The sequence below is a fragment of the Aminobacterium sp. EBM-42 genome (assembly GCF_001896635.1).
GTDB classification, from domain to species: Bacteria; Synergistota; Synergistia; order Synergistales; family Aminobacteriaceae; genus Aminobacterium; species Aminobacterium colombiense.
The window spans coordinates 14,499-29,566 of record NZ_MPPC01000004.1; the positions used below are offsets into that span (position 1 = coordinate 14,499).

A 15,068-nucleotide genomic window follows, 5' to 3' on the forward strand; every position below is an offset into this window, starting at 1 on the left:
ACTTAATTTATAACAGCTCCATAATAGAAATGGGCCCCGACTCGGGGCCCATTTCTATTATTATATGTATTATATGCTTCGTACTATAGGATGGGCTACATTTGGGAAGAGGTCATAGATTAACTCATATTTTTTCTCTACGCTCCTTAAAGCTTCAAGGCTGATAACCCAAACATCCATAGGATGCGCAGGACCTATGAGACTTTCTCCCATGGGGGCAAGAAGACCATGCATTGATATTGCTTCTTTTTCTGTATCCACAACCCAGACTACCCAATTGAGGGAATCCTGATCTGCTGAATCAACATCTACATAGCCCGGAATATAGAGCCTACGCTGATTAAGCAGAAAGAGATGTATTTTCCCAATGATGTCTATATATTTTTTACAGCTTTGATCGAAAGGGGGAAGTGTGCGAAAACAATAGAATCTGTCCGCGTTCACAAGCCCCAAGACATCGTTAGGATGTTTAGGATGATGCATATAATAAGCAAAATCACAACGATTCAATAGTAAAAGATCCACATATAAAGATCCTTTTACAACTTCATTCTTACTATGCCAGCTCTCTATGGCTTCCAAAGAAGGAGGAGTCGAATCCCTTGCCTTCAGGCCCAAGATAGGAAAATCTTCTTTCATTCTTTCAACGGCAGGATGGCTATCATAGGTCCATGTTACATGGGGGGGATGATCTATATGGTATAGTTCTTCTTTCGGGAGGGCCGGCGCATATTCAAGATAAGTATCTACATGAAACTCCTTCACTCCCCATCGAGCTGTAAAGCTTTGATCGAGAAGATTTTTAAATTTTGTGCGCCATAAAAGGTAGGCCTGCCCGTAGCTATTATCGGGAGACTCTCCTGGAACGCTTTCACAAAAGGATTGGGAACAATACTCCTTAAAAACCTCCATCCCCCGTGGGGTCAGAGAATATATCGTCTCATTTCTTTTCAGAAGACCTTCGTCACAAAGCCTCTTAAGGCTCCCTGGGTCCTCTCCCATCAAAGCGACTGCCTCGTCATCCCAACAGGGATGATGACGATCAAAAAGCAACAGTACCATTGCGTCACCTGTCATTTTAAACGCCTCCTCCTTCTCTCTCTTTTTCAAACTCCTTTCATCATGTATGATGATGAAGCAAATAGAATGTTTCTAAAAGGAGTTTCTGCTATGCCCTTTACCCTTGAAGAAAAAGCCGACCTTCTAATATTTGACGTTGACGGTGTTCTTATCGACACGTCTTTATCTTTTCCCATGGTAGTAAAAGACAGCATTCAATGGATATGGCAAAATATTCTCAATTACACTATGGATGGCACAGGTTTTACTTTGGATCATTTTTATGCAGCAAAGCAACATGAGGCCTTCAACGACGATTATGACATAGCGTGGGCATTTCTCTGCGCTATCCTCTCACAAGAAACAAAAAATTTTAAAGATGCCGTACCTCCTGTTAATCAATGGGAAAGGCTTCTTATTAGGTGTGACGGAAATAATGTGACAGAATGGGTTATTAAAGAGTTTGGTGAAAGGATCTCTCGCAGTATGGTACGAAGAATCTGTGAGGAGTTTTATTTTGGATCTGAAGACGTTATGTCAATTACAGGAAGATCGCCTCTTTTCATAAAATCTTCAAAAGGATATTGGAAACGGGAAAAACCCCAGATCTCCTGTCACTGGAAAAAACTCCCCCTCCCTTCTGGTATTTATACGGGACGGTCAAAAGATGAAATGAACCTCGCTCTTTCCTTGCTTGGGTGGGAAGATTTTCCCAACGAACGTATTGTCACTCCTGAATCAGGAATAACAAAACCATCTCCGAAAGGAATTGAATTTCTTTGTAGCCTTTTTAACGCCTCCTATCCCTTATATTTCGGCGACGCAGAAAGCGATCGAAAAAGCCTTGAGTCCTTTGGGAAGGGTGTTTTTATAGCCATTGGTCCAACACTTCTAGGCCAGGAATTCACATTTAGCACTACCGCAGAGGCTCTTTCTTTTCTATTTGGTCAAAAAAGGTAGATTTAAGGCGAAGAGCCATTTCTGACATGTCTCTTGCATAACACCCTGTAAGGATCTCGCTTAAAGAAACTATAGAGGTACCACGTTTTTGTACGGCCATACCCGCTGCCATATTTGCAAAACGACATGCTTCCTCTATAGGAAAATCTCCGCCTAGCGCCAGGGAAATTGCCGCGACTACGGTGTCTCCTGCTCCCGAAACATCATAGACTTCCATAGAAAGAGCAGGCAAATGAAAGGTCTGTTGTGCACTGGCATAGGTCATACCATCACTGCCCTGGGTTACCAGAACGCCTTTAAGGGAAAGTTTTTCCCTCAGTTCACGAGCCCCCGCCTCTATAGCCTCCTGATCAACAAGCCCTCTCCCTATAAGTTTTCCAGCCTCGGCTACATTTGGAGTAATAAGGGTTGCTCCACGGAAACGGCGGCAGTGAGGAGGCTTGGGATCAGCTATAACCGGAACGCGATGCTCATCGCCCCAACGAATAATATTCCTTGCTAAAGTCGAGGTAACGGTCCCTTTTGCGTAATCTGAAAAAACAACAATTGAAGGCAAAGGCGAGATAGCATCAAGAAATCCTAGAATATCACCTTCCTCGTTTAAGGTCAGGGAAATCTTCTTTTCTCTGTCAATTCTTACGACCTGCTGATTCAGAGCTAAAACCCTCGTTTTTACCGTTGTTGGAACATGGGGTCTTATCAAAGAAGTCTTAACGTTAACTCCTTTTTCTTTAATAGCATCGAGCAGGATGTTGCCGGCATAATCCGCACCTATAGGGGACAGCAGGGTAACTTTCCCTCCCAATGCAACAATATTAACCGCTACATTGGCAGCTCCTCCTGCTCGGTACTCGTCTTTACCCACCACTACTATCGGTACTGGCGCTTCGGGGGAAAGACGGGAAACCCCTCCCCAAATATAGTGGTCAAGCATAGCATCTCCAATAACGACCACATGAACGTTCTTAAAAAGATTCGAAAGGATGTTTAACAATTCCATGTGTTTATCCTTCTCTCAACTGTCTCCTCAGCACTTTCCCCAAACTGTTGCGGGGGAAATCATCAACAAATTTATAGATACGAGGAACTTTATAATGAGCTAACTGCCCTTTGCAATATGACATAAGCTCTTTTATGGTAATATCAGGGTTACTACGTATAATATAGGCCTTCACTATTTGTCCGCTCACAGAATGGGATACGCCAACCACTGCGGCCTCCTTAACTCCTGGATAATTGGTAAGGATTTCCTCAACTTCCTGAGGGTAGACGTTGAATCCCCCTACGATAATAATGTCGCTTACTCTGTCAACAATAGTAACGTACCCTTCATCATCAATGCGTACGAGATCGCCCGTGTCAAACCAGCCGTTCTGAAATTTGAGAGCCGTGTTCTCAGGATCTCGAAAATACTCCCTAACTACTGAAGGTCCCTTCAGCCAAAGAATGCCTTCTTTTTTGCCAGGAACAGGATTGTTATTCTCATCTCGCAGTTCATACTCAAATCCCGGCAAAAAAGTGCCGACTGTTCCTATTTTACGGCGGAGCGAATCTGGGTTGACAGCAACTACAGGGGAACATTCTGTCAATCCATAGCCTTCCATCACATTTACACCAAAAATAGAACGAACCCTTTCATCAAGGGAAACAGGAAAACGATCTCCACCACTCACAATCGTAGAAATATGCCTTGGTACCTCTATTCTTCCTTTGGCAGCTGCCGCTACAAGCAACGCTATCATTGCAGGGACACCTATTATAAAATTCACTCCGGCAGCAGAAATGGCCTGTAAAGCCCTTTCTGGGGGCATAAAAGAAGGGATGACAACTTGCCTGGCCCCTTTAAGCAGAGGCAAAAGGCCGCTGGTAGAATATCCTAACGTGTGAAAGTTGGGCAACGCGTTCAGCATAACGCATTCTTCCGGCTTGAATGCTGAAAAATGCTGAGCTGCTGCTTCTATATTGCTATATATGTTCCCATGGGTTAGGGGAACAGCTTTCGGCAATCCGGTAGTTCCTGACGTATAAAAGAGGACGGCTACATCTTCATCACATGGAGTTTGGCATATGCCTGAAAAGGAGGGAAGTGTTCCAAGAAGATTTCCAGCAATCACCGGGACTGCTACTTTTTTTAAAGTTTCCATGCCAAGGGGGGTAACACCCTCAGAAACAACGATTACAAAAGGTTCTGCATGTGCGATGCTTCTGGCAAGGGATTGGGGCCCCGCTAACATGTTAAGAGGAACAACCGCCCCTTGTTGCCGCCAACAAGCTGCTGACAACGCTAAAAGAAGGGGGCAATTAGGGAGTAATGTGACGACTCTCTGCCCTGCTTTAAAACCAGCTTCAATCAGAACTTTTTCTATAGATTCTACAGTATCCTGAAAACGCTTTCTGCTCCACCATTCGCCATTCCACCAAATGTAATCTCTGTCTGGCGCTTCTCTACTGAAATCTTTTACAACATCACCGAGATTTTTCTCCATTATTTTCCCCCCAACCCTCAAAAGTCCTGCTTACTCTGAACCGCACTTTGAACTCTTGTAATTTTCAGAGTATGAGACGATACTGTGGTAATTAAGGTTAAAGGTATCTTTACTATTGCCACAGGGAAAGGATTTTATTTCAGCAAACCATTGATAACATACACACTGTACCTAAATCTAAAGGCTTTGAGATATACTATAAAAACCTTCCTTTTTGCAGATACCGACTTAGTGTATCATATAAGTCAAACGTAATATACATGATAGGACGGAGGTTGGTCTAGATGTCCGCACCATGGATCTACATTCATAACCTGGCTCAACACGAAGGGGAAAGTGTCACCATTAAGGGCTGGATGTACAATAAGCGCAGTTCAGGCAAAATTCATTTCCTCCAGTTGAGGGATGGAACTGGAACGGTACAAGGCGTTATGGTTAAAAGGGAGGTTTCTGAAGAGGCTTTTGAAAACGCCAAGCGACTCTGGCTCGAAGCATCTGTAGAGGTGGAAGGTACTGTTCGTCTGGATGAGCGGGCGCCATCAGGAGTAGAACTCACTGTTACAGGCCTGAAAGTTATTCAAAACCCTGATGAAGAATATCCCATCGGGAAAAAAGATCACGGTATCGACTTTCTTCTTGATAACCGTCATCTCTGGCTCAGAAGCAGCCGCCAGCAGGCTATTATGCGGATAAGAGAGAGAGTGATCTGGGCCGCAAGAGAATATCTTCATAATGAGGGCTTCATGCTGATTGACAGCCCCATTCTCACAGGTTCCATTGGCGAAGGAGCCTCAGGACTTTTTGAGCTTGATTACTTTGAGAATGACAAGGCCTATCTTGCCCAGACAGGGCAGCTTTATGCTGAAGCCGCCGCTGCTGCTTTCGGGAAAGTGTACTGTTTTGGCCCCACCTTTAGGGCTGAAAAATCTAAAACCAGACGCCATCTCACTGAATTCTGGATGCTTGAGCCGGAAGTGGCCTTTTATGACCACGATTTGAATATAAAGCTGCAGGAAAATCTTGTCGCCTATATTGTGGAACACGTTCTTCTCCACTGCAAAAATGAACTTGAATCTTTAGGGCGAGACCTCTCAAAACTAGAGAAGGTCAAACCTCCTTTCTATCGGATCACCTACGATAAAGCTATAGAAATGCTCCACGAACTGGGAAGTTCCACTCCATATGGCGATGACTTCGGTAACGAAGATGAAACTATTCTAACCCAGCAATTTGACAAGCCCATATTTGTAGAATGCTACCCTAAAAAGGTCAAGGCTTTTTATATGAAAGAACATCCCGAAAATCCGGACCTCGTTCTATGCGATGATCTCTTAGCTCCGGAAGGATATGGCGAAATTATAGGAGGTTCTCAGAGAGAAGACGATATGAAACGCCTTATTGCCAGAATTAAAGAAGAAGGGCTTAACGAAAAGTCCTATGACTGGTATCTCGATCTGCGCAAGTTTGGAACTTTCGTTCATAGTGGATTCGGTATGGGAATAGAGCGGGTCATAGCATGGATTTGCGGCCTCGAGCACATTCGGGAAGCAAGTCCATGGCCGAGGACAATCTATAGGATAAAACCGTAAATCCTCGGCGGTAATAGATCTTACTGATCTACGTTTTTTGATTTGATGGGATAAAGAAAAAATTATAATAACAAGCAGCTAAAAAAGCAAAAGCAGGGACAACGGAAAATGCCCCTGCTTTTATGTGCTTAAGAATCTAGAACTTAAAGGAAAACCCCTCTCATACGGACCGCGTCTGAAACACGCTGAATCGCTGCCATAAAGGCTGCTCGACGCATTTTGACATTTTTCTCCTGGGAGTAATCCCAAACTTTTGCAAAGTTGTCTTTCATGATACGGATCAGACGCTCGTTGTACTCTTCAATAGACCAGAAGAAACCGCTGAGATTCTGGGCCCACTCGAAGTAGGAACCGATAACTCCACCGGAATTGGCAAGGAAGTCGGGTACGATCAATACGCCTTTTTCATCGAGAATAGCATCGCCTTCTGGTGTAAGAGGCCCATTGGCTGCCTCTACAATGTACTTGGCCCTCACTTTATCAGCGTTATTAGCATTGATAACGCCTTCAAGAGCCGCAGGAATAAAGAGATCTACATCAAGGAAGAGAATGTCGGAAAGTCCCATCTTTTCAAGACCGGGCTGTTCATAGCCCTCAAGAAGTCTCTTCGGGTGAATGTTCTGAACATAGTTCATAGCCTTATCAACATCAATACCGTCTTTACAATAATAGGTTCCGGTAATATCGCTGATGCCTACGACTTTTCCACCAGCATCCTGCAGAGTCTTTGCAGAGTAGGTGCCAACATTTCCAAAACCCTGAATAGCAAAGGTAGCGCCCTTAACATCTTTTTTCAGGGCTTTAAAAAGCTCAAGTGCACAAGTAGCAACACCGTACCCTGTCGCTGCTGTTCGCCCTTTTGATCCCCAAAGTCCTATGGGCTTTCCCGTAAAAATAGCTGGCTCCAGGCGTCCTCTCATTTTACTGATCGTATCCATAAACCAGACCATCTCAGGCGCGCCTGTTCCCAGGTCAGGAGCTGGAACATCTGTCCAGGCATCGACAAAAGGCTCTATACGGGCGGCATAAGTTCTTGCCACACGCTCTTTCTCCCGTTTGGACATTTCAAGAGGATCGCAAGACACTCCACCCTTGCCTCCGCCATAAGGAATACCGGCGAGGGAGCATTTCCATGTCATCATCATTGACAACGCTTCACATTCATCAAGGCACACTTCAGGATGGAAACGAACTCCACCTTTAGCCGGCCCAATAGCTGTAGAATGCTGCACGCGGTAACCTTCAAAAACCTTGACTGTCCCATCGTCCATTTCAACAGGAATAGAAACAGCCAACTTTCTTTCGGAATGGCTCAGAATATCGATAAGCCCATCTTCAAGACCCATTTCTTCGGCTGCTGCATAAAAATTTTTCAGAGCGGTGTCAAGGAGTACATTAGAGGACGTACGCTTAACCACGGACATCTAACAAACACCTCCTGGTATGCTGACGGCTCACGCCGCTAATTGTGCTCCTTTCATTTTAAGGAGCATTCAGTTGATAATCATATCACGAATTCTCCAGACCAACCAATAAAAAACATCGTTTTCCTACAAATAATTCTTAATACCTAAAATAATTCTCACTAGTCTATAAAAAGAATAAAATATACTGTATTATTATTCATATTTCATCAAAAAAACAAGAGGCGGTCATTGAAAACCGTCTCTTGTTCTTGCTTATGTTCTTAGCGTTTAATGACAGCTGCAACTGCCGCAGCCTGAACCTTGCCCGAGGAGGGCGGATACTACAACAAGATTTGCCGCCCATAAAAAACCTTTCAGGTCAATAATAACCTCATCGTTCTTAAAGGCCATAAAATCAGGAATCCACAAAGTCACTCCCTCAGTCTCATAGGCAGAATACCCCTCTGTTACTGGTGCCTTGCCGCTCTCCACGAGAACGGCCCTAACTGCGGCTCAACCCCCACCTATAGTTCTCTCAACAAGATGGCCTTCTCCCATTTTTGATAGACGCTCAAATGCCTTGTCTGACACTGATATCTTTAGATTCCTCATATAATGCACCTCCATTTACCTTGCTAGAGAACATTATACCCCCTCAAGGTATGTTTGCCAACCCTTTGTACGAAGGAATTTTAAAAAAAGTCTATCTGGCGGCGCAGAAAATTCCCTTCTCTCTATATATGAGAGAGGGGGGTTTAATCTCCTAAAAGAAATCTTCCACGCGTGCAACAGGGGATGATCCAATCGAATGCGATGATACCATTGCTTATTTAAAGCAAAATCCCCATACTTCACGTCTCCTATGACTGGATACCCCGAGATGGCCAAATGTACCCGTATCTGATGGGAACGCCCAGTCAAAAGACTGACCTTGAGAAGAGAGCATTCGTCATCTCCCGCTATTTTCTCGTAATGGGTATGAGCTGGCAGGCCGTCAGGGCTCGCAGTAACAATGTTGTGGTCTCTGTCTTTCTGCAAGGGGGCTGTAATATCCCCCTCCAGAGGCGTCTGTCCCCGGACAGCCACAAGATAGGTTTTGTCCACATCGTTATCACGAAAAGCCCGCTGCAATTCCCTAAGGGACTGGCCGTGTAATGCTACCACTACAAGCCCCGTAGTATTGCGGTCAAGGCGATGGACTGCACAGGCTCTGAAATCACCTTCCGGTTCAACCTCTAGCCATACCCGCTCAATAAGACTCTCTTCTCCTGACTGGTCTGGCTGGATAATAAGCCCCGCCTCTTTGTTAAGGACCATAATGTAATGGTCTTTATACACTATTGAAAGGGCTCCTGTTCTTTTTGTTTTCACCGATTTCTCAATGAGCTCAGGCTCTTCCCACGGAACATAAACAGACTGCCCATCTTCCAGGCGGACGGAACAAGATGTTTTTCTCCCATCCACACGGACAAGCCCCTTGCGTATCCCCCTCATCATGGCACCCAGGGGAAGATTGGGCCATAAGGTGCGGATCACTTTATCCAGTCTTCGCCCCGCGTGATGCTCTGAAACTTTAAATGTATAGGACATCTATTCCAGCTCCCATTTCCAGAAACGGCGCTGAGCAGAGTAATTCCATTCTGAAATTTCTTTTCCCTCATCGATCTGATCCACCGCGTCGCGCCAGCAATAGAGCTTAAAGTCGAGTTCATCAGCCGCTGAAACGATCATGGCTTCAGGAGTCGCAGGAACCACAGGTGAGCCAAATTCCTTACAGCCGTGGTGACTGACAATAATATGCCCTAAAGCTGCAGCGTACTTTTCGTCCAGTCCAAAATCCTCTGCCAGACGAGAAAAACGATTATACCCCAGAACAATGTGGTCGATTACTGTTCCTTCCACTGTCATTTCAGGAGCTGGAGAGAGACGGTAAGAGTCAATTTTTCCTATGTCATGCAGAAGAGCTCCCGCTACCACAAGATCTCGATTCGCGCCATATCCAGAACTGGTACTGGCATCTACCATGCCGCAGGCCAGCCTGGCCACTCCCAGGGTATGTTCCAGTAACCCGGAAACATAGGCGTGGTGATGGGAAACAGCAGCAGGCCAATTTTCGAACTGCCTCCAGAAATCCCCACTGAAGACAAAGGCCAAGAAGTCTTTTATTGGCGGCTGGCAGCTTTCAACAAGGCCAAAAAACTCATTCTTCATTTCTTCAAGGGGAAATGGAGATCTCTGCACAAAAGTGTAAGGCGGATACTTGTTCTGATCCACATAATAAATGGCATTAAAGTTGTATTGAGGCTGCCCTCTAAATTCTGCGACTTGTCCCAGCAATCCTACTGTTTGCCCTTGAAGGTCAGACATGCATTCCCATGTGAGGGGATCTATCTTTTTTTTAGACTCTGCGGCTTCATGGGATCCTGTTTCATTCTGCCCCTCTGGGCGGCAATCCCACCATTCGGCATTGCCCCATATCTTTCCCTCGATGGTCCCCTCTTTATCCATCAAAGAGAGTTCCCAATAGGTCTTGTTATTCTTATCTTTTTTAGAAGCCAGCTTGCTCACTACGCCAAGACAATAAAATTTACTGTCTCGAGGCAATTTTTTAACAGCTCCCGTTCCTAAAACATTCTGTTTCTTAACAGTTTCAGTCATTTTCTTAAGGGTTTCTGCTTCAGCCACGAAATCACTTCCAATCTTTCTAAATCAGGCACCGTATTTATTCAATTTTAGACTGTGAGCCAGCATGAGTCCCATAAGTTTTTCTCCCTGCATATGGCCTATATTTCCTTGAGCACACGATTTTTCTCCAAATTCTGCCGCACCACTTCGACGGGCGTAAGGGCTCCAGAGCAAAAGAGGGACATCATGCCAGGAATGGCCCGCAAGAATGGCAGGAGTGCTGTGGTCTCCAGTAATAGCTAGCACGTCAGGCCGCAGATCGAGAATCTTGGGCAACAGGCGGTCGACATCTTCTATCACTCTTACCTTTTCAGAAAAGTTTCCATCTTCTCCGCGGCTGTCTGTATATTTCACATGGACGTAAAAAAAATTATAGTCGTCCCAATAGGTTCCTACCGCATGAAAAAGCTGCTCAAGGGTCTCTCCCGCATCTCTGACATCCATTCCTACGAGACTGGCAAGCCCTCTGTACATGGGATACGTTGCTAGTGCAACCGGTTTTATCTTGTAGAGTTCGCCAAGGGATGGAATATGTGGAGCTGAAGAAAATCCCCTCAAAAGACATCCATTGGCGGGGTGCTCATCATTTAGAACATCCCATACCTCCTTAATAAAGGCATTAATAATCTCCTCTGTTCGGCGTGCTTTTTCATTTTGTGCTACGGCCCACCGCATGGGAAGCCCTTCTTTTTGAGGGTCGGCGTCGTTGACTTCCTCACAGAGCCCTTCTCCTGAAAATACCACGACAAAACGATGTTCAAGGCCCGGGTAGAAGGTAACCTGAACATCATCTATGGACCGAATGGCGTCTTGAAGTTTTTTTACCACCTTAGCGCTCTCTTCTGTAGGAATACGCCCAGCCCGTCGATCTACAATAATACCTTCACTACCAACTGTACAGAAGTTTCCTCGGGCACATATATCCCCCGCCCCGACATGGGCTCCCACTCCAAGAGCTTCGAGGATTCCCCTTCCTATAGACCAGGAGAGAGGGTCGTAACCAAAAAGAGAAAGATGGCCTGGGCCGCTCCCCGGGGTAATACCTACATCCACCATAGAGAGAAGGCCTAACTCCGACTCCGCGGCAAGGCGATCCATAAGAGGGGTCTGAGCTTTTTCAAGTTCTGTCGACCCATCAGCCCCTTGGACTCCTCCCAAACCATCCATAACAAGCAGTACCATCTTTTTTTCGTTGTCTGTTGCAAGAGAATGCAATAAACTCATTCGAGAATGCATTTGAACACCTCCGGAACTCAAATTATATATTTTTATAGGAAATTCTTCACTACATCTTACCCTTTGGGAATGTGTTAACGTTTTTATACTCTTATGCTATCATTTAAATGAGGTTCTGCTTCATAATTTCTATTTTAAGGGGGACGTTGTTTCATGAGGTTTTCTAACAGAATTATGGCTATGCAGTCTTCTCCCATTAGAAGACTGATTCCATACGCCGATGAAGCAAAAGCAAAAGGGAAGAAAGTGTATCATTTGAATATTGGTCAGCCGGACATCAAAACTCCTCCCTCATTCCTCCAGGCTATTAAAGATTTCGCTCAGGAAGTTATCGCATACTCTACATCCCAGGGCAGCAACGAACTTCGCGATGCCATGAGGAGATACTATGAAGGCTACGATATTCATTTCGAGCGGGAGCATATCCTTGTGACAAACGGCGGAAGCGAAGCTATTATGTTTGCTGTAATGGCCACTTGTGACCCAGGAGAAGAGATTTTGATTCCCGAACCTTTCTATGCAAATTACAATGCTTTTTCAAAATGCGTCAATGTCAATATCGTTCCGATTACAACAAAGGCAGAAGAGGGCTTTCATCTTCCTCCCAAGGAAAAGATCGAAGCCGTTATCACTCCCAAAACTCGCTGCATTCTCATTTCTAACCCTGGAAACCCCACAGGAACCATCTACACTGCTGATGAAATGAGGATGTTGGCAGATCTCGCAAAAAAACACGATCTTTATATCATCGCCGATGAAGTGTACAGAGAGTTCGTCTATGATGGACTTAAGTACACAAGCTTCGGAAACCTTTCTGATGTGGAAGATAGGGTTATTATCATCGATTCTGTGTCAAAACGCTATAGTGCATGTGGTGCTCGTATTGGGTGTGTCGCATCTAAGAATGAAGAGCTTATGAAACAAATCCTGAAACTATGTCAAGGAAGGCTCTGTGTTCCCACTCTCGAGCAGGTAGGGGCTACGGCCCTTTACAACACCCCGGTTTCATATCTTGAAGAAGTGAATAAGGAATATCAGTCGAGAAGGGATACCCTTTATAAAGCCCTTCAGTCTATGCCTGGGGTTGTCTGCGAACAGCCAAAAGGCGCCTTCTACGTTGTTGTAAAAATGCCCGTCGATGATGCAGAAAAATTTGTTATCTGGATGCTTCAGAACTTTGACATCAACGGAGAAACCATGATGGCAGCTCCAGCAGAAGGATTTTATGCCACTCCTGGACTGGGCAAAAACGAAGCCCGCCTTGCCTATGTTCTTAAAAACGAAGACCTCGTAAAGGCCATGGATATACTCAAGGCGGCTCTTGAGGCCTACCCGGGGCGGGTAGAACCCGTATCGGCCCAATAATAGAAACGCAAAGAAATCTTTAAGTCTCTTACAAAGGCCCTTTCCGGAGGATACCCCGGAAAGGGCCTTTGTGGTAGCATATATTCTGGTTTATTCTGAACTGAAGGGAGCGCTTCACAATGCCGTTACGAGTTAAAGAGGCCCTGTCAAAAGACGTGGGGCGATGCATTGCCCGTATCGATCCTGAAGATATCAAAAGATATGGGCTTTCAGAGGGACAAATCATAGAACTGGAAGGGAAGCGGAAAACACCTGCCCGGCTGCTGGCTTGCGACTCTGGAGATATGGGACAAAAAGCTATTCAAATCGATGGGATAACCAGAGAGAATGCTCAAGTAGGACTTGATGAAAAGATTTCTATCCACAAGGTGGATCATCATTTTGCAGGGAGCATCACCCTCAGGCCCCTGACATCCACTCCCCTTCTGGAAAAAGAACGGGATTCGGTCTATCTCAGCAACCTCCTCGAGGGACTGCCAGTGATAGAAGGGGATCGTATACGGGCAAATCTTTATGGGACAAGGACATGTGATTTTCTTGTAACGGACACGACCCCTAAAGGAATTGTCCTAATAAGCAATGCCACCTATATAAACGTTGAAAAACAACTATCCCAGGAGCAAAAAACCTCACGGATCTCCTACGAAGATATTGGCGGGCTCGGCCCTCAGATTCAGCGTGTGCGTGAAATGATAGAATTGCCTCTACGCTTCCCCCAGGTCTTTGACAGGCTAGGCGTGCAGCCCCCAAAAGGGGTGCTGCTCTACGGCCCCCCTGGCACAGGGAAGACTGTTATCGCAAGAGCGGTAGCAAATGAAACTGACGTTTATTTCACCCACATTTCCGGGCCCGAAATTATCGGCAAGTTTTACGGTGAAAGTGAGGAGCGTCTGCGGAATGTCTTTGATGAAGCCCAAGCCCACGCTCCTGCGATTATTTTCATTGATGAAATAGACGCTATCGCCCCCAAGCGTGAAGAAATGGGTGGTGAAAAACAGGTAGAGCGGCGAGTTGTTGCCCAGCTCCTGGCTCTTATGGATGGATTGGAATCCCGTGGACAGGTTATTGTTATAGGGGCAACAAATATTCCCAACACCCTTGACCCTGCGTTGCGGCGCCCTGGCCGCTTTGACCGGGAAATTTCCATCCCCATCCCTGACCGCAATGGCCGCTTTGAGATTTTGCAAATTCATACAAGAGGGATGCCCCTGGCAGAAGATGTTGATCTCATGCGCCTGTCAGACATTACCCACGGTTTTGTAGGAGCCGACTTGGAAGCACTGGCTAAGGAAGCCGCCATGTCTTCTCTCAGAGAGCTTTTGCCATGTATCGACTATGAACAGGCCGTCATTCCCTACGAAAAGCTTCTCTCTATGAATGTCACTATGGAGAATTTTCTCGACGCACTGAAAGAAGTGGAACCATCCGCTATCCGCGAAGTGTTTGTGGAGGTTCCAGACGTAACCTGGAGTGATATCGGCGGTCTTGAAGCTATTAAAGAGGAGCTTATCGAAGCAGTGCAGTGGCCTCTTAAATATAACAGCGTATACGAAAAATTTAATATCACTCCTCCCCAGGGCATATTGCTGCACGGGCCTTCCGGTACAGGAAAAACCCTGCTGGTAAGGGCCCTGGCTCACGAAAGCGGTGTGAATTTTATACCGGTAAAGGGGCCTGCTCTAATGTCAAAATATGTGGGGGAAAGCGAACGGGCCATAAGGGAAGTGTTTAAAAAGGCGAAGCAGGCGTCTCCTTCTATTCTCTATTTTGATGAAATAGAATCTCTCGTCCCCATTCGTGGGCGGGATAGCGGGGCTGGCGCCAGCTTTACAGAGCGGGTCATCAGTCAATTCCTTGCGGAGATGAGCGGCATTGAAGAGCTTAAGGGCGTTACAGTTCTCGCTACCACAAATAGGATAGACCTTATTGACCCAGCCCTTCTGAGCAGCGGCCGGTTCGATGTGGTGCTTGAGCTTCCCATGCCTGACGCAAAAGCCAGACTAGAGATCTTCCAGATACATCTACAGAAAAAACCTCTAGCGGAGGACGTACATCTCGAAGAGCTTGTCCGGTCCACTGAGGGACACTCCGGAGGGGATATACATTTTATCTGCCGCAAGGCTTCCGCCCTTGCAATTCGCGACTTCCTAAAAATTGGAGAAAAAGGGGCGCCATGTATAGAAAAGCATCATTTTGAAATCGCTCTATCCCTTCTGAAAAGCAACCGCAGTCTGCAATAAATAAAGGAAAGGGACTTTAGTGAAGTACACCACCAAAGCCCC

Annotated in this window: 12 protein-coding genes; 4 read left to right on the top strand and 8 right to left on the bottom strand. The window is 45.8% G+C overall.

Translation table 11 applies throughout. The annotated features are described in order from the left end of the window. Positions 1 to 69: 69 nt before the first annotated feature. A complete protein-coding gene (locus tag BUC50_RS00435) occupies positions 70 to 1,077 on the bottom strand; it encodes a hypothetical protein (protein WP_013047788.1) in 1,008 nt (335 codons plus the stop codon). 69 nt (positions 1,078 to 1,146) lie between these two features. Between BUC50_RS00435 and BUC50_RS00440 the strand changes: the two genes are divergently transcribed. Beyond that, a complete protein-coding gene (locus BUC50_RS00440; RefSeq protein WP_148211309.1) occupies positions 1,147 to 2,019 on the top strand; it encodes an HAD family hydrolase in 873 nt (290 codons plus the stop codon). On the opposite strand, the gene BUC50_RS00445 is transcribed toward BUC50_RS00440, so the two are convergent. Next, on the bottom strand, positions 1,976 to 3,019 hold the full coding sequence (locus BUC50_RS00445) for a bifunctional heptose 7-phosphate kinase/heptose 1-phosphate adenyltransferase (protein WP_013047786.1): 1,044 nt from the start codon (positions 3,017 to 3,019) through the stop codon (positions 1,976 to 1,978). The genes BUC50_RS00440 and BUC50_RS00445 overlap by 44 nt on opposite strands. A 4-nt stretch (positions 3,020 to 3,023) precedes the next feature. Further along, positions 3,024 to 4,505, bottom strand: a complete 1,482-nt coding sequence (locus BUC50_RS00450) for an AMP-binding protein (protein ID WP_273015096.1) — start codon at positions 4,503 to 4,505, stop codon at positions 3,024 to 3,026. Positions 4,506 to 4,789: 284 nt separating this feature from the next. Between BUC50_RS00450 and asnS the strand changes: the two genes are divergently transcribed. Continuing rightward, positions 4,790 to 6,094 (top strand): asparagine--tRNA ligase, encoded by a 1,305-nt coding sequence (asnS, locus tag BUC50_RS00455; protein WP_013047784.1) that lies wholly within the window; start codon positions 4,790 to 4,792, stop codon positions 6,092 to 6,094. A gap of 143 nt (positions 6,095 to 6,237) precedes the next feature. On the opposite strand, the gene BUC50_RS00460 is transcribed toward asnS, so the two are convergent. From BUC50_RS00460 to BUC50_RS00480, 5 genes are all read right to left on the bottom strand, one after another. Then, on the bottom strand, positions 6,238 to 7,518 hold the full coding sequence (locus tag BUC50_RS00460; protein WP_013047783.1) for a Glu/Leu/Phe/Val family dehydrogenase: 1,281 nt from the start codon (positions 7,516 to 7,518) through the stop codon (positions 6,238 to 6,240). Between the two features lie 270 nt (positions 7,519 to 7,788). After that, positions 7,789 to 7,992 (bottom strand): hypothetical protein, encoded by a 204-nt coding sequence (locus tag BUC50_RS00465; protein ID WP_013047782.1) that lies wholly within the window; start codon positions 7,990 to 7,992, stop codon positions 7,789 to 7,791. Between the two features lie 153 nt (positions 7,993 to 8,145). Then, positions 8,146 to 9,090, bottom strand: coding sequence for an RluA family pseudouridine synthase (locus tag BUC50_RS00470; protein WP_013047780.1), 945 nt, complete (start codon positions 9,088 to 9,090; stop codon positions 8,146 to 8,148). Continuing rightward, entirely contained in the window at positions 9,091 to 10,185 is a 1,095-nt protein-coding gene (locus BUC50_RS00475; RefSeq protein WP_013047779.1) for a 3'-5' exoribonuclease YhaM family protein, read from the bottom strand. It abuts the gene before it with no gap. Positions 10,186 to 10,209: 24 nt separating this feature from the next. Further along, positions 10,210 to 11,421: a 2,3-bisphosphoglycerate-independent phosphoglycerate mutase gene (locus BUC50_RS00480; protein WP_286677035.1), complete on the bottom strand. Its 1,212-nt coding sequence runs from the start codon at positions 11,419 to 11,421 to the stop codon at positions 10,210 to 10,212. Between the two features lie 153 nt (positions 11,422 to 11,574). Between BUC50_RS00480 and BUC50_RS00485 the strand changes: the two genes are divergently transcribed. After that, positions 11,575 to 12,786, top strand: a complete 1,212-nt coding sequence (locus BUC50_RS00485; RefSeq protein WP_213700939.1) for a pyridoxal phosphate-dependent aminotransferase — start codon at positions 11,575 to 11,577, stop codon at positions 12,784 to 12,786. Between the two features lie 119 nt (positions 12,787 to 12,905). Further along, positions 12,906 to 15,026, top strand: coding sequence for a CDC48 family AAA ATPase (locus tag BUC50_RS00490; protein ID WP_013047776.1), 2,121 nt, complete (start codon positions 12,906 to 12,908; stop codon positions 15,024 to 15,026). The last annotated feature ends 42 nt before the right edge of the window (positions 15,027 to 15,068 follow it).